Here is a 19,815-nt window from a genome sequence, read left to right on the forward strand (position 1 = left end):
ATGGCCGTGGCGCAGCAGCACGCAGGGCGGAGGGGGCCTCATGGACGTGCCGGGTGGCATCGTGGCGCTGCCGTACGTCGACGAGCACACGACGGTCGTAGCGGCGGAGCCCGATGCCGTGTGGTCGAGCATCGGCGACGTATTGGACCGTTCTTTCGGGGGCCCCGGCGCGGCTCGCTACGCCCGCCTGGTCGGCTGCGCCGACCTGGCGGCGTCCGGCCCGCGACCGCCGGCCCAGGGGCCCGGGCTGCCCGGATTCCGGGTGGTCTCCGCCGTCCCGGGGCGGGAGCCGGTGCTCTCCGGACGCCACCGTTTCTCGTCGTACGCCTTGATCTTCCGCCTCGAACCGGCCGGTCCCGGCCGCTCGCGTCTGCGTGCCGAGACCCGAGCGCTCTTCCCCGGACTGTCCGGCGGCCTCTACCGGCGACTCGTCATCGGTACCGGCGGGCATGCGGCCGGCATGCGGCGCCTGCTGTCCGCGATCCGGCGCCGGTCCAGGTGACGTGCATCAGCCGGGTGCGCCCGACGAGAAGCGGCGCAGCAGCGGGGACAGGACCAGGACCGACTTCGTCCGTTCGACGAACGGCTCGCCCGCGATGCGCTCCAGCACGCGCTCGAAGTGGCGCATGTCGGAGGCGAAGACCTGGGCGATCGCGTCCGCCTCGCCCGTGACGGTGGAGGCGGCCACGACCTCCTGGTAGCGCTCCAGGCCCCGCTGGATGGTCTCCGGCGAGGTGTTGCGCCGGCAGTAGATCTCGACGAACCCCTCGGTCTCCCAGCCGAGCGCCCCCGGGTCCACCCGGACGGTGAACCCGGTGATGGCACCGGTCGCGCGAAGCCGGTCCACGCGCCGTTTCACGGCGGGCGCGGACAGGCCGACCAGTTGCCCGATGTCCGCGTAGGAGCGGCGGGCGTCCTCGGCGAGGGCGTGCACGATGCGTTCGTCGAGATCGTTCAGCAAGGCGGGTGGTTCACTTCTCTGTGACGACTTCGGTACCCGCGGGGTCCGCGGCGGCCAGCCGGGACCGCCGGTGGCCATACAGGAAGTAGAACACGAGCCCGACGGCCATCCAGACCCCGAAGACCACCCAGGTGACGGCTGAGAGGCTGCCCATCATCCACACGCAGAAGGCGAAGCCGAGCGCGGGCAGCACCGGCGACAGCGGCACCCGGAAGGTGCGGGTCATGTGCGGACGGGTCCGGCGCAGCACCACGACCGCGACATTGACCAGCGCGAAGGCGAACAGCGTGCCGATGCTGGTGGCGTCGGCGAGCTGGCCGAGCGGGATCGCGGCGGCGAGCACACCGCAGAAGACGGACACGATGAGCGTGTTGGCGCGGGGCGTGCCGGTCTTCGGGTGGACCCGTGAGAACACCTTGGGCACCAGGCCGTCGCGGGACATCGCGAAGAGGATGCGGGTCTGGCCGTAGAGCACGGTCAGGACCACGCTCGCGATGGCGATGACCGCGCAGGCCGCGAGGAGGGTGCCCCAGAACGTCTGCCCGGTGACGTCCTTCATGATCTGGGCGAGCGCGGCCTCGGAGTCGTTGAACCGGCGCCAGGGCTTCGCGCCCACGGCGACGGCCGCGACGACGACGTACAGCGCCGTGACGATGACCAGCGACAGCATGATGGCGCGCGGCAGGTCGCGCTGCGCGTTCTTCGCCTCCTCACCGGCCGTGGAGGCGGCGTCGAAGCCGATGTAGGAGAAGAAGAGCGTGGCCCCCGCGGCACTGACGCCGGCCATGCCGAGCGGCATGAAGTTCGCGTAGTTGCCCGAGCGGAAGCCCTGGATGCCGATCAGGCAGAACAGCACCAGCGCGGCGATCTTCACCATGACCATGATCGTGTTGGCTCGGGCGGACTCCTTGGCTCCGCCGAGCAGGAACGCCATGGCGAGCAGCACGACGATCAGCGCCGGCAGGTTGAACACGCCGCCGTCCCCGGGCGGCGCCGACAGCGCTGCGGGGATGGTGACGCCGATGGTGCCGTCCAGCAGCTCGTTGAGGTACTGGCCCCAGCCGACGGCGACGGCGGCCACCGACACGCCGTACTCGAGGACCAGGCACCAGCCGCAGATCCAGGCGATCAGCTCGCCCATCGTTGCGTATGCGTACGAGTAGGAGGATCCGGAGACTGGGATCGTGCCCGCCAGCTCGGCGTACGACAGGGCGGAGAAGAGGGCGGTGAGGCCGGCGATCACGAAGGAGAGGGTGACGGCGGGTCCGGCCTTCGGCACGGCCTCGCCGAGGACCACGAAGATGCCGGTGCCGAGCGTGGCACCGATGCTGATCATGGTGAGTTGCCACAGCCCGAGGGACCGCCGCAGGGTCCCTCCCTCGCCCTGGCCACCCTCGGCAACCAGGCGTTCCACCGGCTTGCGGCGCATCAGACGCGCGCCGAGGCCGGGGACGCCGGGGGCTGGATGACTGCGGGACTGCGGGGGTGCGCCTTGGTCGAGCACGCGTCGGCTCCTTATCGCTGCCGGTCAAGGGGGCGGGCGGGACCGGCGGCGCCCCAGGGGGCGGGGACCGCCGAGCGGGGTCCTCGCCACGCCACGTACAGCGCAGACCCTATGAGCCGGGCCTTCACGGGCGTAATGCAGCAACCTTGCGCATCTCCGCAAGATCATTGCGTTGATTCACCGCTCACGCGGATTTGTTGCGCAGGCGCTTTTGATGTTTGCACCCGCCGGGCTCCCGGCTCCCGCCGGCAGTTCCTTGATCAGGAAGGTGCACGGGTCGGCGCACTCGTGCGCCACACCGTCGGCGTCCTCGTACGACCAGCGGTCCACGTAGGCGGTGAGGGGCCGGTAGCCGAGCCGCGCGTACAGGGCCGCCGCGCGCGGGTTGTCCGCGGCGACACCCAGGCCGATCACCGAGCGGCCACGACCGCGCGCCAGGTCTTCGGCCGCGCGGATCAGCGCGCTTCCGATGCCCCGGGAGCGCAGCTCCTCGGGCCATACGCCGAGCCCGTTGATCTCGGGGCAGCCGGCCCGCGCGGCCCGTACCTCGGACGCCGCACAGCCGTTCCAACGGACCTCGGCGTGCCCGACGGGCCGTCCCTCGGTCCAGGCGACGAGGTACGTGCTCTCCCCCGCCTCCTGCCGTGCGAACCGCCGGGCGTGGAACGAGGTGGCCCCGGCGGAGCCGATGTACCGGTCGAGCAGCGCCACGTCGGCGGCCTGACAGATGGTGATCTCCATGGTCCCGACCGTAGGCGAGCCGGTCCGCCGCGCTCTCCCGGTTTTCCGGCCGGGCAGACCGACGGCCCCCACTGTCCCGACGACGGGACGACAGGGGCCGCGCGCGGGAGTTGTGTCAGCTCCAGCTGGCGTGCAGCGGCTTGCCCTCCGCGTAGCCCGCCGCGCTCTGGATGCCGACGACGGCCCGTTCCGCGAACTCCTCCAGGGAACCGGCACCGGCGTAGGTGCAGGAGGACCGGACGCCCGCGATGACCGAGTCGATCAGGTCCTCGACGCCCGGGCGGGCCGGGTCGAGGAACATCCGGGACGTCGAGATGCCCTCCTCGAACAGCCCCTTGCGGGCGCGGTCGTACGCGGACTCCTCCGACGTGCGGTTGCGGACCGCCCGCGCCGAGGCCATGCCGAACGACTCCTTGTACAGCCGGCCGTTCGCGTCCTGCTGGAGGTCGCCGGGCGACTCGTACGTGCCCGCGAACCAGGAGCCGATCATCACGTTGGACGCGCCCGCCGCCAGCGCCATCGCGACGTCGCGAGGGTGGCGGACACCGCCGTCGGCCCACACGTGCTTGCCGAACTTCTTCGCCTCGGCGGCGCACTCCAGGACGGCCGAGAACTGCGGACGGCCGACGCCGGTCATCATGCGCGTGGTGCACATGGCACCGGGCCCCACACCGACCTTGACGATGTCCGCTCCGGCCTCGATCAGGTCACGCACGCCCTCGGCCGCGACGATGTTGCCCGCCACGAGCGGAACCTGCGGGTCCAGCGCCCGAACCGCCCTCAGGGTGTTGATCATCGACTCCTGATGGCCGTGCGCGGTGTCGATGACCAGCGTGTCGACGCCCGCGTCGAGCAGCTGCTTGGCCTTGCCCACCGCGTCGCCGTTGATGCCGACGGCGGCGGCGATGCGCAGCCTGCCGTGCGCGTCCGTCGCAGGCGTGTAGAGCGTGGCCCGCAGGGCGCCCTTGCGGGTGAGGATGCCGGCGAGCTTGCCGTCCTCGTCGACGGCGGGCGCGTAGCGGCGGTTGGCGGTGTCGAGGACGTTGAAGGCCTCGCGCGGGTCGATGCCGGCGTCGAGCAGCAGCAGGTCCTTGGACATGACCACTTCGAGCTGGGTGAAGCGGTCCACGCCGGAGAGGTCGGCGTCCGTGACCACGCCGATCGGCCGGTGCCCCTCGTCGACGACCACACCCGCGTTGTGCGCGCGCTTCGGCAGCAGCGCGAGGGCGTCGGCGACGGTCTGGTGCGGGGCCAGCACGATCGGGGTGTCCAGCACGAGATGGCGGCCCTTGACCCAGGAGATGACCTCGGTGACCACGTCGATCGGGATGTCCTGCGGTATGACGACCAGGCCGCCGCGCCGCGCCACCGTCTCCGCCATGCGGCGGCCGGCGATGGCGGTCATGTTGGCGACGACGATCGGGATGGTCGTGCCCGTGCCGTCCGGGGAGGCGAGGTCCACGTCCTGGCGGGAGCCGACGGAGGAGCGGCTCGGCACCATGAAGACGTCGTCGTAGGTCAGGTCATAGGCAGGCTGGATGTCATTGAGGAAACGCACGTGCTGCACATCCCAGTCGATCAGAGGTGGCCCCCGGACAGGTCAGCCAGGGGGAAGAGCACGTACTTCATTCTCCCATGACGGGCGCCCCACGAACCCCGGGCGAATCATCCAGGCAGGTCAGAAGGGTCTTTGTGGGTTCATCCAAGCGTCAGCGCCACGGACAGGCCCGGCATCTGGTCCGCCGCCTCGGTGAACACCTCCCGGGCGGTCTCCCACTCCTCGGGGCACGCGCTCGCGTACTCCTCCCAGCCGCGTACGACGAGCAGCAGGCCGCGCTCGACGGCCGGCTCGGGCCAGACGGTGTCGTCGGTGAGCGAGTCGGCGAGCGCGTCCCAGTTGCGGCCGAACCAGTACGGCAGGTCCAGGGCGCGCACGACCCGCTCCATGAACGCCGCCTTGTCGGCGACACCGTCCAGATCCAGCGTGACCAGGAACCGTTCCCCCAGGTCGTCGGTCATCTCAGCACCGCCCGGAACGTGTCGTAGTGGTCGTCGGTGTAGTAGGTCTCCCCGCCCTGCCCGGTGACGATGCGCCGGGCTCCGCGGTCGTGCGCCCCGGGGGTCGGCACCGTGTACTCGTGGTAGTAGCCGCGCGGGTGCGCGGGGAGCCGGTGCTCGAAGTTGCCGAAGACGGTGCCGTCCCGCGCGTAGGGGTAGGGGCCGCCCTTGTCGATGAGGGCGAGGGTGTGCCGGGCCTCGGCGGGGAGCCGGTTCTCCTGGACCGTGGCCATGTGCCCGGCCCACGACGGGGCGGGCGCGCGGGTGACGGTGTCCGTGGCCGAGCACCCGGCGAGCAGGGCGGCCAGACAGACGAGGAGCCCCGCGAGCAGGCGGAGGACGGACCGCGGCAGCATGCTGCCGATGCTGCCACAGCCGCCCCGCCCGGAGGTCCTGTCAGGGCCCGTCAGGGTCCGCCCGGTGCAACGCGGGCGTCGGCGTCGGGCCCGCCGTCATCAGGTAGTCCGCCGCCGCCGTGTCCGTCACGAGGCTGGTGACGAGCCCGGAGCGCAGCACCGCGTCGATCGCGGACGCCTTGCGCTGCCCGCCCGCGATCGCGACCACCTCGGGGATACGGCGGAGCTGGTCCGCCTTGACGGTGATGCAGCGCTCCCCCAGGTCCCGTCCGACCCGGCGGCCCTCGCCGTCGAAGAGGTGCGCGGCCATCTCGGCGGCGACACCGAGGGAGGCGTAGTGGGCGCGCTCCTCCTCGGTGAGCATGTCGTGCACCGTGGAGATACCGGGCTCCCAGGAACCGATGGAGACACAGGCGACCGTCACCTTGTCGAAGTACTCGAAGGCGCGGGCGATCCCCGTCTGGTTGCGCAGGGCCGCCGCGGTCGCGGCGTCCGGGAGCAGCATCGGCGCGTAGATCGGGTGCGCGTCACCGCCCGAGACCTGCGCGGCACGGCGCACGGCCTCCACCGAGCCCCGCTCGGAGGTCCCGGCGTCGTACACGCCCGTCAGCTGCACCACCGTGCACGGCGGCAGCCGGTCGAGGGCCGCCGCCATGTGGATGGTGGAGCGGCCCCAGGCCAGGCCCAGCACATCGCCCTCGGTGACCAGCTCGCCGAGCAGGTCGGCGGCCACCTCACCGAGGTTCTCGGGGTCGGGCGACTCCTCGACCTCGGCCGGGGACTCGACCACGACGGCGTGCCTGAGGCCGTAGCGGGCGCGCAGCGCGTCGGAGCGCTCGGCGTCCAGCTCGGCCGGAACACGGATCTCGATGCGCACGAGATCCCGTTCGAGGGCGGTCTCCAGGACCCGGGCCACTTTGAAGCGGCTGACGCCGAACTCCTCCGCGATCTGGATCTTGGACTTGCCCTCGAGATAGAAGCGACGGGCCATGGCCGCCGCCTGCACCAGCTCAGCGGGTCCCATCCGCATGGCTGACCGGCCCGCCGACATACCCGACACGGCCATCTCCTCACTGCTGTTCACACTCTGCATTCGCCGTTCATCCTTGCAGATCCAGCGCAGTCGATCAGCCCGGACGGTCGGCGTTCAGGTTCCGTTGTCTCACTCGTCGCACGCCCAGGAGGCCCGGGCCGTCGCCCGCTCCGCCTGGGTGCGCAATGCACGTACCGCGGCGGCCGGGTCGGCCGCCCCGTACACCGCCGAACCGGCCACGAAGACGTCCGCTCCCGCCTCCGCGCACTGTTCGATGGTGGAGGCCGAGACGCCGCCGTCGACCTGCAGCCACAGCTCCAGACCGTGCTTGCTGATCAGCTCACGGGTGCGGCGGATCTTGGGCAGCATGATGTCCAGGAAGGCCTGGCCGCCGAAGCCGGGCTCGACCGTCATGATCAGCAGCATGTCCAGCTCGGGCAGCAGGTCCTCGTACGGCTCGATGGGCGTCGCGGGCTTGAGGGCCATGGAGGCCCGGGCGCCCTTGGCGCGGATCTCGCGGGCGAGCCGCACCGGGGCCGCCGCCGCCTCGACGTGGAAGGTGACGGACGAGGCACCCGCTTCGACGTACTGGGGTGCCCACCGATCGGCGTCCTGGATCATCAGATGGCAGTCCAGCGGGGTGTCCGTCGACCGGGCCAGGGACTCCACGACCGGCACGCCGAGCGTGAGGTTGGGGACGAAGTGGTTGTCCATCACGTCGACGTGGAGCCAGTCGGCGCCCTCCACGGCCTTCGCCTGCTCGGCGAGGCGGGCGAAGTCTGCGGACAGGATGCTGGGGTTGATCTGCACGGCCATGCCCCAAGCCTGCCATGCCCTGCCCCGGTTGCTCGCGCCGGTACCCTGCCAGACCGCTTCGCTCCGCGCCGTGGGCCCGGACGGCACGGCCACCGTCATGTCCGGCCGCACCCACCAGGGGCTCACCGGCACGGTCCCGCACCGCATCCGCGGGCCGGTCGGGCAGGCCCAGCCGGTCCTCACCGTCCATCCGCGGCCGAAGTTCCGGCCCGGCGAGCGGCACGGGCCGTCGCGCGTTCAGCCGGTGCGGCGGATGAGGGCCAGGTACATGGCGTCCGTCCCGTGCAGATGCGGCCAGAGCTGGATGTCCGGGCCGTCGCCCAGGTCCGGCACGCCCGGCAGCAGCGGTCGGGCGTCGATGAGTTCGGCGTCGCGGTACTGCTTGAGGACGTCGTCGACCACCGCGCGGGTCTCGGCCAGGTGCGGCGAGCAGGTGGCGTAGCCGACGACGCCTCCGACACGTACGGACTCCAGGGCCGTGCGCAGCAGGGAGCGCTGCAGCGGGGCGAACCCGTCGAGGTCCTCGGGCCGGCGGCGCCAGCGCGCCTCGGGGCGGCGGCGCAGGGCGCCGAGACCCGTGCAGGGCACGTCCATCAGGACCCGGTCGAAGGTGCCGGGCCGCCACGGCGGCCGGGTGCCGTCGGCGGCGACCACCTGGTACGGGCCGGGATTCCCGGCCAGCGCCTTCGCCACCAGGCCGGCCCGGTGCGGCTGCTTCTCGGAGGCCAGCAGCACGGCTCCGCGCCCGGCGGCGAGTGCGGCGAGCAGGGCGGCCTTGCCGCCGGGCCCGGCGCACCCGTCCAGCCAGGCCCGGTCGGGCCCGTCGAGGGGCGCGCCCGCGAGGGCGAGCGCGACGAGTTGGCTGCCCTCGTCCTGGACGCCCGCACGGCCCTCACGTACGGCCTCCACCGAGCCGGGCTCGCCGCCCTCGGTGAGCCGGACGGCGTACGGCGACCAGCGGCCCGGCAACGCGGCGGGCTCGCCGAGGAGTTCCTCCGTGGTGGAGCGGCCGGGCCGGGCGACGAGGGTGACCTCGGGACGTTCGTTGTCCGCCGCGAGGAGTTCCTCGATGCCGGCTCGTCCGCCGCCGAGGGAGTCCCACAGGGCGGAGACGACCCAGCGCGGGTGCGAGTGCACGACGGCGAGGTGGTCCTCGGGGTCCTCGTCGTACGGGGGTGCCACCCGCTCCAGCCAGGCGTCGAGGTCGTCCTGGGCGACCTTGCGCAGAACGGCGTTGACGAACTTGGCCCGCCCGTCGCCGAGCACCACGCGGGCCAGCTCGACGGTCGCGGACACCGCGGCGTGGGTGGGGATCCGCGTACCGAGCAGCTGGTGGACGCCGAGGCTCAGCACGTCCAGCACGGGCGGGTCGACGTCGCGCAGCGGCCGGTCGACGCAGGCGGAGAGTATGGCGTCGTACGTGCCCTGCCTGCGCAGTGTGCCGTACACCAGCTCGGTGGCGAGCGCCGCGTCCCGCCCGTCGATGTCGCCCTTCTCACGCGCCTTGCTCAGCAGCGGGGGCAGGACGAGGTTGGCGTACGCGTCCCGCTCGTCCACCGCCCGCAGGGCGTCGAAGGCGAGGATGCGGACGGGGTCCTTCTGGGGCCGACGGTAGGGCTTGCCGGGCTTGCGGGGACGGCGGGACTGCTCGGTCACGAAAAAGGTGCTCCGGTTGTGGGACGGCGTGCGCTTACAGCGTACGTCCGCGCAATATCGGGCCGACGCAGAGGTCGGCGGGTCTGCCGCCAGGGGTGTCCGACCATTCGCGTCGCGCCCCGGCGGGCTTCGTCAGACACCCCCCAGGGTTTCCACGGCGCCGATGCGCACCCCGCGCGCCCAGTCCGCGGCCTTCATCGGCTTCTTGCCCTGGGCCTGCACCCACACCAGTTCGACCGCGTGCGAACCGGTGCCGACGTACACGTTGTTCTTGCCGACGGACAGCCGCCCGGGTGCGATGTCCGTCACCTCGGGCCGGGGCGTGACCTGGATGAGCTTGAGCCGTTCGCCGCGGAAGGTCGTCCAGGCGCCGGGTGCGGGTGTGCAGGCGCGCACCACGCGGTCGACGCGCAACGCGGGCGCGGACCAGTCGATCTGCGCGTCCTCGACGGTGATCTTCGGGGCGAGCGTGACGCCGTCGGCGGGCTGCGGCACGGCCTTGAGGGTGCCGTCCTCGATGCCGTCCATGGTGGCCTCGAGGAGTCCGGCACCGGCGAAGGCGAGCCGGGTGAGCAGGTCGCCACTGGTGTCGGTGGGCCGGATCCGCTCGGTGACGGTGCCGTAGACGGGACCGGAGTCCAGTCCCTCCTCGATGAGGAAGGTGGAGGCACCGGTGATCTCGTCGCCCGCCATGATGGAGTGCTGCACGGGGGCGGCGCCGCGCCAGGCGGGCAGCAGGGAGAAGTGCAGGTTGACCCAGCCGTGGGCGGGGATGTCGAGGGCGACACGGGGCAGGAGCGCGCCGTAGGCGACGACGGGGCAGCAGTCGGGCGCGATCTCCCTGAGGCGTGCGAGGAAGTCCTCGTCCCGCGGCCTGGCCGGCTTGAGGACCTCGATACCGGCCTCCTCCGCCCGCTCGGCGACGGGGCTGGCGACGAGCCTGCGCCCGCGCCCGGCCGGTGCGTCGGGCCGGGTGACGACGGCGGCCACCTCGTGCCGGCCCGACGCGATCAGAGCGTCCAGCGCGGGAACGGCGACCTCGGGGGTACCTGCGAAGACGAGCTTCATGGGTGGGTGACGGCCTCTCGGGCGGGAGTTCTGACGGACCCACAGATCCCGGCCGGACCGGGCCTGCGGGCGGCGCACCAGTCTAGGACGTGGCGGGGCGCGCCCGGCCGCAGGCGGGGGCTCGCAGCGCACGCCGTCCGCCGGGGGCGTACGCATATGCTCTTACGCCCCCGCAGCGTGACCACAGGCCCGAATGCGCGTTGGTCAAGAAAGAGTTGACCACAAGCGGGCCGCTGTAGCGGCCCGATCCTTTTCAACGCCGGTTCGAGAGGCTTGTTCATGGCCGACCATGCAACCCACGACGCCCAGGCCCGGGCCAGCCTGCACTTGCTGGTGCGGGACATCGAGCGGGTCCGCCGGCAGGTGGACGCACTGCGCACCCTCACCGCCCAGTTGGGCAATGTCTACCGCCCGCGGCGCTCCGGCCCGTCCACGGGCTTCGTCGTCTACGGACGCGCTCCCGCTCCGACCGTCCGTCTCGCCCAGGAGCTGCGGGACAGTGTCGAGACCCTGGTCACCGCGGCCGTGGACTTCGACCGCTCGCTCGGCTTCTCGTGGGACGCCGTGGGCTCCGCGCTCGGAGTCACCAAGCAGGCGGTCCACCGCCGTTACGGCGCCCGCCGTGCCGCCGCGCAGGCGGCCGCCGAGACCGATCGTGCGGCGGAACCGTCCGGTACCCGCACGATCAACGTGGGCTCGGGCATCCCCACGGTGCCGGCGGCCCGCTCGCTGCCGACCCAGCCGACGGCGGGCAGCCCCACTCTTCGCGACGAGGCGAGGTCGACAGCCTTCCCCGGACCGCGCAACGGCTGAGGCGGCCGCTACAGCTCTGCCTCCCGGCCGCACCGGGAGGCAGTCCCGTCCCGAGCCGCACGACCGGTCGGCTCCGTCCCCGGTGCCCCGGCCCGATGGCGGCCGTCACCCGATGTCCGGCGGATCGATCCGGATCCGTACCGCGTCGCCGCCGGCCCGTGCCGTCCGGGTGGCCAGCGCGGTCTTCAGGGCGGTCGCCAGTGCGGCCCCGCTCCCGGGCGGTACGCGGACCAGTGCCCGCTCCCAGCGCTCCCCCGGCGGCGGCCCCCCGACCCTGCGGGGCCGCCCGGCTTCGGTCACCGGCAGCGGGACGGGCCCCAACACCTCTGCGGCGGGCGGGAGACGGGCGCCGGCGAGGAAGTCCGCGACGGCCTCGGCCGGTCCCGACACCGCCGCCATCCGCGACACCGGTGGAAACCCCAGCTCCGCCCGCTCGGCCAGTTCGCGCAGGGCGTGCCCGACGGGATCCCACCGGACGAGCGCCTGAACGGGCCGTAGCGTCGGCTCGGCGACGATCACGACCGTGCCGCCCACGGACTGCGGCCGCACCAGCGCGCTCGCGCCGATCCACCGCCGCAGAGCGTCCTCGCCCGCCCGCAGATCAGGCCGGCCCAGCATGGCCCATCCGTCCAGGAGCAGCGCCGCCGCGTACCCGCCCTCGGCGACGGGCTCGGCCCCCGGGGTGCTGACCACCAGGGCGGGTGTCCCCGGCACCGTGTCCAGCACCTGCTCGCGCCCCGAGGTCCGCACCGGAACAGCAGGGAAGGCCCGCCCCAGCTCCTCCGCGGTCCGCCGCGCCCCCACGATCTGGGCCCGCAGCCGGAACCCGCCGCACTCCGGACAGTGCCAGGCACTCTCCTCCCGCCCGCACCAGGCGCACCTCAGCTCCCCGGCCTCCTGCCCGGCCAGCGGCCCGGCGCAGTGCCGGCAGCGCGCGGGGGCCCGGCACTGCGCGCAGGCCATTCGGGGCACATAGCCGCGCCGGGGCACCTGCACCAGAACCGGTCCCTGCCGCAGTCCCTCCCGCGCGACCTCCCAGGCGAGCGTGGGCAGCCGTGCGGCCCGCGCCGCCTCGTCGCGTGCGAGGTCCCTGTCACCCACCGTCCGTACGAGCGGTGCGGTGGCGCGCACCTGCTCGCGGTCGGCGACCAGCGGTGCGGCCCATCCGCTCTCCACCAGCTGGGCGGCCTCGACGGTGCAGGTCCAGCTCCCGAGCAGGAAGCCGCACTTCTCGCGGGTGGCGCGCAGCTCCAGCACCTCGCGGACATGGGGGAAGGGGGCGTGGTCGTCGCTGTGGCCGGCGTCGCCGTCGTCCCACACGACGACGAGCCCCAGGTTCCGCACGGGCGCGAACATGGCGGCCCGTGTCCCGACGACGGCCCGCACGGCCCCCCTGCGCACGGCGAGCCATTCCCGGTACCGCCGCTCCTGTCCTGCATCGGCGGTCAGCACGGCATGCTGCCCCTCGCCGATCAACTCCCGCAGCGCGGTGTCGACCCGTGCCACGGCCCGCCCGGCGGGCACGACGACCAGGGCGCCCCGCCCGGAGGCGAGCGTGGCCTGCACGGCCCGGGCGATCTCCTGCGCCCACTGGGGCCCGGGAAGGGCGGTCCACACGGCCCGGGGCACACCACCGGAGGCCAGCGACCGCAGGAAGTCCGCGCCCCGCCCGTACCGCCGCCAGGATCCGGGCTCCGGCGCCGACGGAGGCGCCGGCGGCCTGCCCGACTCAGCGGCCTCCGCGCGCGCGTGCCGTGGGGGGACCGCGAGCTGGAGTACGTCCGCGAGGCTGCCGGCATAACGGTCGGCGACGGCGCGGGCAAGGCCCAGCAGCTCGGGCGAGAGGACGGGCTCGGGTGACACGACCTGCGCGAGCGCCGCGAGGGGCCCCGCGTAGTCGGACTCGGCCACCCGCTCGACCAGAAACCCGTCGATGAGCCCGCCGCCCTCGCGCCGTCCCTCCCGCACCATGCGCCCGCCGGCCCCGAACCGCACCCGGACCCTGACCCCTGGCCGGGCGACGGCGTCGAGCTCCTCCGGCACGGCGTAGTCGAAGTAGCGGTCCAGATGCAGCACGCCCTTGTCGACCACCACCCGCGCGACGGGCAGTTCCTTCGCCGGCGAGGCCCCCCGCCAGGTCCGCGGCTTGGCCCGGGGCTCCTTGGCCTTGCGCACCGCGTCCCGCAGCAGGGCAAGCTGCTCGGGCGGCGCGGCGTCCGGCCCGCCCGCCCGCTGCTGCCCGTTCTCGCTGCTCACGCTTGCATTCTTACCAAACGCCACTGACAGCGACGTCCGCCGGAACGACTCCGCCCGCGCAGGGTCCGTCTTCCGCATCAGGCCGCCGCGAACGCAGGCCCCTGGGCCACCGGGCCCTGTGCCCGCTCTGCGGGGCCTTTTTCCACGCGCCGAGGCCCGGCCACCTCGAAGGGTGCCGGGCCTCGTGACAACCGTGCTGGAGGGCTTACAGACCCGCCGCCTTGCGCAGGGCCTCCACCCGGTCCGTGCGCTCCCAGGTGAAGTCGGGCAGCTCGCGGCCGAAGTGCCCGTACGCCGCGGTCTGGGCGTAGATGGGACGGAGCAGGTCGAGGTCGCGGATGATCGCGGCCGGGCGGAGGTCGAAGACCTCGGTGATGGCGTGCTCGATCTTCTCGGCGTCGACCTTGGCCGTGCCGAAGGTCTCCACGAACAGACCCACCGGCTCGGCCTTGCCGATCGCGTACGCCACCTGGACCTCGCAGCGGGAGGCCAGGCCCGCGGCGACCACGTTCTTGGCGACCCAGCGCATCGCGTACGCGGCCGAGCGGTCCACCTTGGACGGGTCCTTGCCGGAGAACGCGCCACCGCCGTGGCGGGCCATGCCGCCGTACGTGTCGATGATGATCTTCCGGCCGGTCAGGCCCGCGTCACCCATCGGGCCGCCGATCTCGAAGCGGCCGGTCGGGTTGACCAGCAGGCGGTAGCCGTCGGTCTCGAGCTTGATGCCGTCCTCCAGCAGCGCCTTCAGCTCCGGCTCGACCACGAACTCGCGGATGTCGGGGGCGAGCAGCGAGTCCAGGTCGATGTCGCTCGCGTGCTGCGAGGAGACGACCACCGTGTCCAGACGGACCGCCTTGTCACCGTCGTACTCGATGGTGACCTGCGTCTTGCCGTCCGGGCGCAGGTAGGGGATCGTGCCGTTCTTGCGGACGTCGGACAGGCGCTTGGACAGGCGGTGCGCCAGGAAGACCGGCAGCGGCATCAGCGTCGGCGTCTCGTCCGACGCGTAACCGAACATCAGGCCCTGGTCACCGGCGCCCTGCCGGTCCAGCTCGTCGTCGTCGCCCTCGACACGGGTCTCGTACGCCGTGTCCACACCCTGCGCGATGTCCGGGGACTGCGCGCCGATCGACACCGACACACCACAGGACGCGCCGTCGAAGCCCTTCTTCGACGAGTCGTAGCCGATCTCGAGGATCTTGTTGCGAACCAGCGTCGCGATGTCCGCGTACGCCTTGGTCGTGACCTCACCGGCCACGTGTACCAGGCCGGTCGTGATCAGCGTCTCCACGGCGACCCGGGACGTCGGGTCCTCGCGCAGAAGCGCGTCGAGAATGGTGTCGCTGATCTGGTCAGCGATCTTGTCGGGGTGGCCCTCGGTCACGGACTCCGAGGTGAACAGGCGACGGGACACAACGCTCCCTGGGGTTGCAGCGGCTGCTGGCTGATCATGGGCGGACGGGACGGGGGCTGCGCCCGGCGTCGTCCGAGAAACAGTTTATCGGTCGCGCTCTGCCACCGGCCCAGGTGTCTCGCCTCTCGGGAGCCCTGTGACCTGCGGCACGGGCATTCTGCCGAATGGCCAGCGCTCTTTCCAGGGTCGCCACGCGGCAATGTCCGGGGCTTGAACGTGCCGTGAAGTGCAGGACATGTTCAGGTGAGGCGGTGGGAGACGAGGTCCCACACCGTCTCGGCGAGGGCCTCCTTGGGCCCGTGCGGCACCGGGGTCTCGCTGCCGTCGGCGCCCAGCACGACCGCCTCGTTCTCCTCGGAGCCGAAGGTCTTGCGCTCCCCCACCTCGTTCACCACGAGCAGGTCGCAGCCCTTGCGCGCCAGCTTCGCCCGGCCGTTCGCCAGCACGTCGTCGGTCTCCGCGGCGAAGCCGACGACGATCTGGTCCGGGCGGGCGCGGTCGGCCGAGATCTCCGCCAGGATGTCGGGGTTCCTGACCAGGGTGATGGGCTCCGGGTCCTGCCCGTCCTTCTTCTTGATCTTCCCCGGTGCGTAGGTCGCCGGGCGGAAGTCCGCCACCGCCGCCGCCATCACCACTGCGTCGGCGTCCGCGGCCGCCTTGAGGACCGCCTCGCGCAGCTGCACCGCGGTCTCCACCGGTATGACGTCGACTCCGGCCGGGTCGGGCAGGCCCGTGTTCGCCGCGATCAGGGTGACGCGGGCGCCGCGGGCCGCGGCCGTGCGCGCGAGGGCGTAGCCCTGCTTGCCGGAGGAGCGGTTGCCGAGGAAGCGGACGGGGTCGAGGGGCTCACGGGTGCCGCCGGCGCTGACGACGACGTGCCGCCCCGCGAGGTCGGGCTCGCTGACGACTCGGGCGAGTACCCGGCGGCAGATCTCGAAGATCTCGGCCGGTTCGGGCAGTCGGCCCTTGCCGGTGTCGACGCCGGTCAGCCGGCCGACCGCCGGTTCGACGACGACGGCGCCGCGGCGGCGCAGCGTCGCCACGTTCTCCTGTGTGGCCGGGTGCTCCCACATCTCCGTGTGCATGGCCGGGGCGAAGACGACCGGGCAGCGGGCGGTCAGGAGGGTGTTGGTGAGGAGGTCGTCGGCGAGGCCGTGGGCGGCCTTGGCGAGCGTGTCGGCGGTGGCCGGGGCGACCACCACCAGGTCGGCGCTCTGGCCGATGCGGACGTGCGGGACCTCGTGGACGTCGTCCCAGACCTCCGTGGAGACCGGGTTGCCGGAGAGGGCGGACCAGGTGGCGGCGCCGACGAAGTGCAGCGCGGAGGCGGTCGGCACGACGCGGACGTCATGCCCGGACTCGGTCAGTCTGCGCAGCAGCTCGCACGCCTTGTAGGCGGCGATGCCGCCACTGACCCCCAGAACGACCTTCGGCTTGCCCACCGGGCCTCCCCGCACTCGACACCTGTACGCCGCGGCTCATCGGCGTACGCGTCTATGAGACACCACAGGCCCGACAGTCTCACTGCCGGGCCTGTGGAAAAGTCTACTGTGATCAGTAGATACTACTTATTGCCACCGCGTGGTCACTGGGCCGGGCCCTCGACGGACTCGGAGGTCAGCAGACCCGCGTTGATCTCGCGCAGAGCGATCGAAAGCGGCTTCTCGTGGACGTGGGTGTCCACGAGCGGACCGACGTACTCGAGGAGGCCCTCACCGAGCTGCGAGTAGTACGCATTGATCTGGCGGGCCCGCTTGGCCGCGTAGATCACGAGGCTGTACTTCGAGTCGGTGGCCTCGAGGAGCTCGTCGATCGGCGGGTTGATGATGCCCTCGGGCGCGGTGATGGAAGAGGACACGCTCTACCTTCCGAAAGATGGGAAAGATCAGACCTGATCACACAACCCTGATCACACAACGTTCATCAAGGCTAGCAGCTCGCGCGCCACGTCCTCGACCGAGGTGTTGACCAGGGTCTCGTCGAACTCGGGCTCGGCCGCCAGCTCTGTCTTGGCCGCCTCCAGGCGGCGCTCGATGACCTCGGGCGGCTCAGTGCCCCGCCCGGTGAGTCTGCGCACGAGCTCCTCCCAGGAGGGAGGAGCCAGGAACACGAGCTGCGCCTCGGGCATCGACTCGCGGACCTGCCGGGCACCCTGGAGATCGATCTCCAGCAGGACCGGCACCCCGGCCTCCAGGTGCTCGATCACGGCCGCCCGCGGCGTCCCGTAGCGGTTGCCTGCGAACTCGGCCCACTCCAGCAGTTCGCCGTTGGCGATCAGCTTGTCCATCTCGTCGTCGGTGACGAAGAAGTAGTGGACTCCGTGCCGTTCCCCGGGGCGGGGCGCGCGGGTCGTCGCCGACACCGAGAGCCAGACCTCGGGGTGTTCCTTGCGCATATGGGCGACGACCGTGCTCTTGCCGACCCCCGAGGGGCCGGAGAGCACGGTCAGCCGCGGACGTTCACTCATGCAGCGATTATTCCAGCAATCCCGGAGTGCCCCGGACTCAGCTGGCAGTGCCGCCGAACTCGCGCTCGAGAGAGGCGATCTGGTTGGAACCGAGGCCCCGCACGCGGCGGCTCTCGGAGATGCCGAGTCGCTCCATGATCTGCTTGGCGCGGACCTTGCCCACGCCCGGCAGGGACTCGAGGAGGGCGGAGACCTTCATCTTGCCGATGACGTCGTTCTCCTGGCCCTGCTTGATGACCTCGTGAAGGGAGGCGCCGGAGTGCTTGAGTCGATTCTTGACCTCGGCCCGCTCCCGGCGAGCCGCGGCGGCCTTTTCGAGCGCGGCTGCGCGCTGTTCGGGGGTAAGGGGCGGAAGAGCCACGCCTACGTCACCTCGGATGTCGAACTGTCGGATACGGACCGGTGAGGAACCTAGTCGCCCCACACCTGGGGAGCCACGAGCAACACGCTTGCCCGTTCTCCCCCACTGCCTTGAGGGCGCGGGAGGTGCCCTCACTCGTCGGAGACTAGCGGGCAAGTCCGCCAGAGTCAGCGAGAACAGCGGAAAAGTCCTGGTCAGCCTCTGTTGAGACGGGCCTTTCGGACATACTGCCCCGGATTTGAGGATGTATCCAGACCTCGAGCCGTCCTGGAAGACTCTTCCACGCGCCCGCGCGCCCCCGCGCGGCGCTACGCCGCGTCCAGGGCGTTCCGGGTCTCGTCTGCGAAGCGTTGCGCGGCGTCACGCAGCGCGACGACATCGGGACCGTGACGAAGAACACCCCGACTGACGTTCGGGACGACATTGCGGACCGCCGCGCCGAACACGGCCGGGAGATCGGCCGGAGTGGCCCCCTGGGCACCGATGCCGGGGGCGAGGAGCGGCCCGTTGATGTCCAGGTCGTACGACGACAGGTCGCCGAGCGTGGCGCCGACGACCGCGCCGAAGGAGCCGAGAGGCTCCTCCCCCGCGTTCTCGGCCGCGAGGTGGGCGAGCATCGTCGCTCCGACGTTCCGTCCGTCGGACCGCAGGGCGTGCTGCACCTCGCCGCCCTCCGGGTTGGAGGTCAGGGTGAGCACGAACAGCCCGGCTCCGCTCTCCCGGGCCAGCTCCACGGCCGGCTTCAGGGAGCCGTAGCCGAGGTACGGCGAGACCGTGAGCGCGTCGGAGAACAGCGGGGCGTCCTTGTGCAGGAAGGACTCGGCGTACGCGGCCATGGTCGAGCCGATGTCGCCGCGCTTGGCGTCCATGACGACCAGCGCCCCGGCCGCCCGCGCCTCGGCGACCGCCTTCTCCAGGACGGCGACGCCGCGCGACCCGAACCGCTCGAAGAACGCGCTCTGCGGCTTGAGCACGGCGACCCGGTCGGCCATGGCCTCCACGACGGTGCGGCTGAACCGCTCCAGCCCGGCGACATCGTCGTTCAGGCCCCACTCGGTGAGCAGCGAGGCGTGCGGGTCGATCCCGACGCACAGCGGGCCGCGCTCGTCCATGGCGCGGCGCAGACGCGCGCCGAAGGGCTCCAGAGGACTCATGCGGCCTTCCTTACGTCGGCGCCGACCGCGTCGGCGAGGGTGGCGTACGGGCTCGTACGGAGGCGGGCGCGGAGTCCCTTGTGGATGGCCCGGCTCCAGAAGGGCCCCTCGTAGATGAAGGCGCTGTAGCCCTGCACCAGCGTGGCACCGGCCAGGATGCGCTGCCAGGCGTCCTCAGCGGTCTCGATGCCGCCGACGCCCACCAGGGTGATGCGGTCGCCCACGCGCGCGTAGAGGCGCCTCAGCACCTCCAGGGAGCGCGTTTTCAGCGGCGCGCCCGACAGCCCGCCGGTCTCCTTCACGAGTGCGGGCTGCGACCTCAGGCCGAGCCCCTCGCGGGCGATGGTGGTGTTCGTGGCGATGATCCCGTCCAGGCCCAGCTCCACCGCCAGGTCGGCGACGGCGTCGATGTCCTCGTCGGCGAGATCCGGGGCGATCTTGACGAGGAGCGGGACGCGCCGTGCGGGGACCGTACGGTCCGCGGCCTCGCGGACGGCGGTCAGCAGCGGGCGCAGCGCCTCGGTGGCCTGCAGGTTGCGCAGGCCCGGCGTGTTCGGGGAGGAGACGTTGACCACCAGGTAGTCGGCGTGGGGCGCGAGCCGCTCGGTCGACTTCACGTAGTCCTGGGCGGCCTCGGCCTCCGGGACGACCTTGGTCTTGCCGATGTTGACGCCCACCACCGTCCTGAACACCGGCGTACGGGACGCCAGGCGCGCGGCGACGGCGAGCGACCCCTCGTTGTTGAAACCCATGCGGTTGATCAGCGCACGGTCCGCGACGAGGCGGAACAGCCTCTTCTTCGGGTTGCCGGGCTGCGGCTCCCCCGTCACCGTGCCGATCTCGACGTGGTCGAAGCCCAGCATCGACATCCCGTCGATCGCGACGGCGTTCTTGTCGAAGCCGGCGGCCAGCCCGAACGGGCCGTGCATGCGCAGCCCGAAGGCCTCCGTGCGCAGCTCCTTGTACCGGGGCGCGAGGGCGGCCGCCAGGAAGGTGCGCAGCACCGGGATGCGGGCGGCGAGGCGGATCCAGCGGAAGGCCAGGTAGTGGGCCTGCTCCGGGTCCATCCGCTGGAAGACCAGGCGGAAGAAAAGCTTGTACATGTCTCGGGAGTCCTCATGATGCTCATGAAGAGGGGGACACCGTTTTCGGTGTCC

20 protein-coding genes are annotated in these 19,815 nt (G+C 72.1%); 2 read left to right on the forward strand and 18 right to left on the reverse strand.

Annotated elements, in window-relative coordinates; translation table 11 throughout:
- Positions 1-40: 40 nt before the first annotated feature.
- A complete protein-coding gene (locus tag SY2F82_RS23550; protein ID WP_200421167.1) occupies positions 41-502 on the forward strand; it encodes a hypothetical protein in 462 nt (153 codons plus the stop codon).
- 6 nt (positions 503-508) lie between these two features.
- Here SY2F82_RS23550 and SY2F82_RS23555 read toward each other — a convergent pair whose 3' ends face one another.
- The 10 genes from SY2F82_RS23555 to fmt form a co-directional block, all read right to left on the reverse strand.
- Positions 509-961: an Lrp/AsnC family transcriptional regulator gene (locus SY2F82_RS23555; RefSeq protein WP_103845108.1), complete on the reverse strand. Its 453-nt coding sequence runs from the start codon at positions 959-961 to the stop codon at positions 509-511.
- Positions 962-971: 10 nt separating this feature from the next.
- Positions 972-2,465, reverse strand: coding sequence for an amino acid permease (locus SY2F82_RS23560; protein ID WP_200421168.1), 1,494 nt, complete (start codon positions 2,463-2,465; stop codon positions 972-974).
- A 177-nt stretch (positions 2,466-2,642) separates the two neighbouring features.
- The gene (locus SY2F82_RS23565) at positions 2,643-3,206 is read right to left on the reverse strand and encodes a GNAT family N-acetyltransferase (RefSeq protein WP_200421169.1); all 564 of its coding nucleotides are present in this window, start codon (positions 3,204-3,206) and stop codon (positions 2,643-2,645) included.
- A gap of 115 nt (positions 3,207-3,321) precedes the next feature.
- Entirely contained in the window at positions 3,322-4,764 is a 1,443-nt protein-coding gene (locus SY2F82_RS23570; RefSeq protein ID WP_200421170.1) for a GuaB1 family IMP dehydrogenase-related protein, read from the reverse strand.
- A 140-nt stretch (positions 4,765-4,904) separates the two neighbouring features.
- Positions 4,905-5,225 (reverse strand): barstar family protein, encoded by a 321-nt coding sequence (locus tag SY2F82_RS23575; RefSeq protein ID WP_200421171.1) that lies wholly within the window; start codon positions 5,223-5,225, stop codon positions 4,905-4,907.
- A complete protein-coding gene (locus tag SY2F82_RS23580; protein WP_200421172.1) occupies positions 5,222-5,620 on the reverse strand; it encodes a ribonuclease domain-containing protein in 399 nt (132 codons plus the stop codon). Before SY2F82_RS23580 ends, SY2F82_RS23575 begins: the two co-directional genes overlap by 4 nt.
- Positions 5,621-5,660: 40 nt before the next feature.
- Complete coding sequence (locus SY2F82_RS23585) at positions 5,661-6,704, reverse strand: sugar-binding transcriptional regulator (protein WP_200421490.1); 1,044 nt, start codon at positions 6,702-6,704, stop codon at positions 5,661-5,663.
- A gap of 78 nt (positions 6,705-6,782) precedes the next feature.
- The gene (gene rpe, locus SY2F82_RS23590) at positions 6,783-7,469 is read right to left on the reverse strand and encodes a ribulose-phosphate 3-epimerase (RefSeq protein ID WP_200421173.1); all 687 of its coding nucleotides are present in this window, start codon (positions 7,467-7,469) and stop codon (positions 6,783-6,785) included.
- Positions 7,470-7,706: 237 nt separating this feature from the next.
- Positions 7,707-9,125: an RsmB/NOP family class I SAM-dependent RNA methyltransferase gene (locus SY2F82_RS23595; RefSeq protein WP_200421174.1), complete on the reverse strand. Its 1,419-nt coding sequence runs from the start codon at positions 9,123-9,125 to the stop codon at positions 7,707-7,709.
- Between the two features lie 132 nt (positions 9,126-9,257).
- On the reverse strand, positions 9,258-10,193 hold the full coding sequence (fmt, locus tag SY2F82_RS23600) for a methionyl-tRNA formyltransferase (protein ID WP_200421175.1): 936 nt from the start codon (positions 10,191-10,193) through the stop codon (positions 9,258-9,260).
- Between the two features lie 279 nt (positions 10,194-10,472).
- On the opposite strand from fmt, the gene SY2F82_RS23605 reads away from it, so the two are divergent.
- Entirely contained in the window at positions 10,473-11,006 is a 534-nt protein-coding gene (locus SY2F82_RS23605) for a hypothetical protein (protein ID WP_200421176.1), read from the forward strand.
- 105 nt (positions 11,007-11,111) lie between these two features.
- On the opposite strand, the gene SY2F82_RS23610 is transcribed toward SY2F82_RS23605, so the two are convergent.
- The 8 genes from SY2F82_RS23610 to SY2F82_RS23645 all read right to left on the reverse strand — a co-directional run bounded on the left by SY2F82_RS23610 (position 11,112) and on the right by SY2F82_RS23645 (position 19,761).
- Complete coding sequence (locus tag SY2F82_RS23610) at positions 11,112-13,262, reverse strand: primosomal protein N' (RefSeq protein ID WP_200421177.1); 2,151 nt, start codon at positions 13,260-13,262, stop codon at positions 11,112-11,114.
- 205 nt (positions 13,263-13,467) lie between these two features.
- Positions 13,468-14,676 (reverse strand): methionine adenosyltransferase, encoded by a 1,209-nt coding sequence (gene metK / locus SY2F82_RS23615; RefSeq protein ID WP_200421178.1) that lies wholly within the window; start codon positions 14,674-14,676, stop codon positions 13,468-13,470.
- Positions 14,677-14,915: 239 nt separating this feature from the next.
- Positions 14,916-16,118, reverse strand: a complete 1,203-nt coding sequence (gene coaBC, locus SY2F82_RS23620; RefSeq protein WP_200421179.1) for a bifunctional phosphopantothenoylcysteine decarboxylase/phosphopantothenate--cysteine ligase CoaBC — start codon at positions 16,116-16,118, stop codon at positions 14,916-14,918.
- 143 nt (positions 16,119-16,261) lie between these two features.
- Positions 16,262-16,534, reverse strand: coding sequence for a DNA-directed RNA polymerase subunit omega (rpoZ, locus tag SY2F82_RS23625; RefSeq protein ID WP_200421180.1), 273 nt, complete (start codon positions 16,532-16,534; stop codon positions 16,262-16,264).
- Between the two features lie 51 nt (positions 16,535-16,585).
- Positions 16,586-17,143 carry a guanylate kinase gene (gene gmk, locus SY2F82_RS23630; RefSeq protein WP_200421181.1) on the reverse strand — a complete coding sequence of 186 codons (558 nt, stop codon included), beginning with the start codon at positions 17,141-17,143 and terminating at the stop codon, positions 16,586-16,588.
- Between the two features lie 37 nt (positions 17,144-17,180).
- Complete coding sequence (locus SY2F82_RS23635) at positions 17,181-17,504, reverse strand: integration host factor (RefSeq protein ID WP_103844829.1); 324 nt, start codon at positions 17,502-17,504, stop codon at positions 17,181-17,183.
- A gap of 308 nt (positions 17,505-17,812) precedes the next feature.
- Complete coding sequence (gene pyrF, locus SY2F82_RS23640) at positions 17,813-18,658, reverse strand: orotidine-5'-phosphate decarboxylase (protein WP_200421182.1); 846 nt, start codon at positions 18,656-18,658, stop codon at positions 17,813-17,815.
- The gene (locus tag SY2F82_RS23645; protein WP_200421183.1) at positions 18,655-19,761 is read right to left on the reverse strand and encodes a quinone-dependent dihydroorotate dehydrogenase; all 1,107 of its coding nucleotides are present in this window, start codon (positions 19,759-19,761) and stop codon (positions 18,655-18,657) included. The genes pyrF and SY2F82_RS23645 overlap by 4 nt, the downstream gene beginning before the upstream one ends.
- Positions 19,762-19,815: the final 54 nt, after the last annotated feature.

The organism is Streptomyces sp. Y2F8-2 (assembly GCF_014905555.1).
Lineage (GTDB): Bacteria > Actinomycetota > Actinomycetes > Streptomycetales > Streptomycetaceae > Streptomyces > Streptomyces cynarae.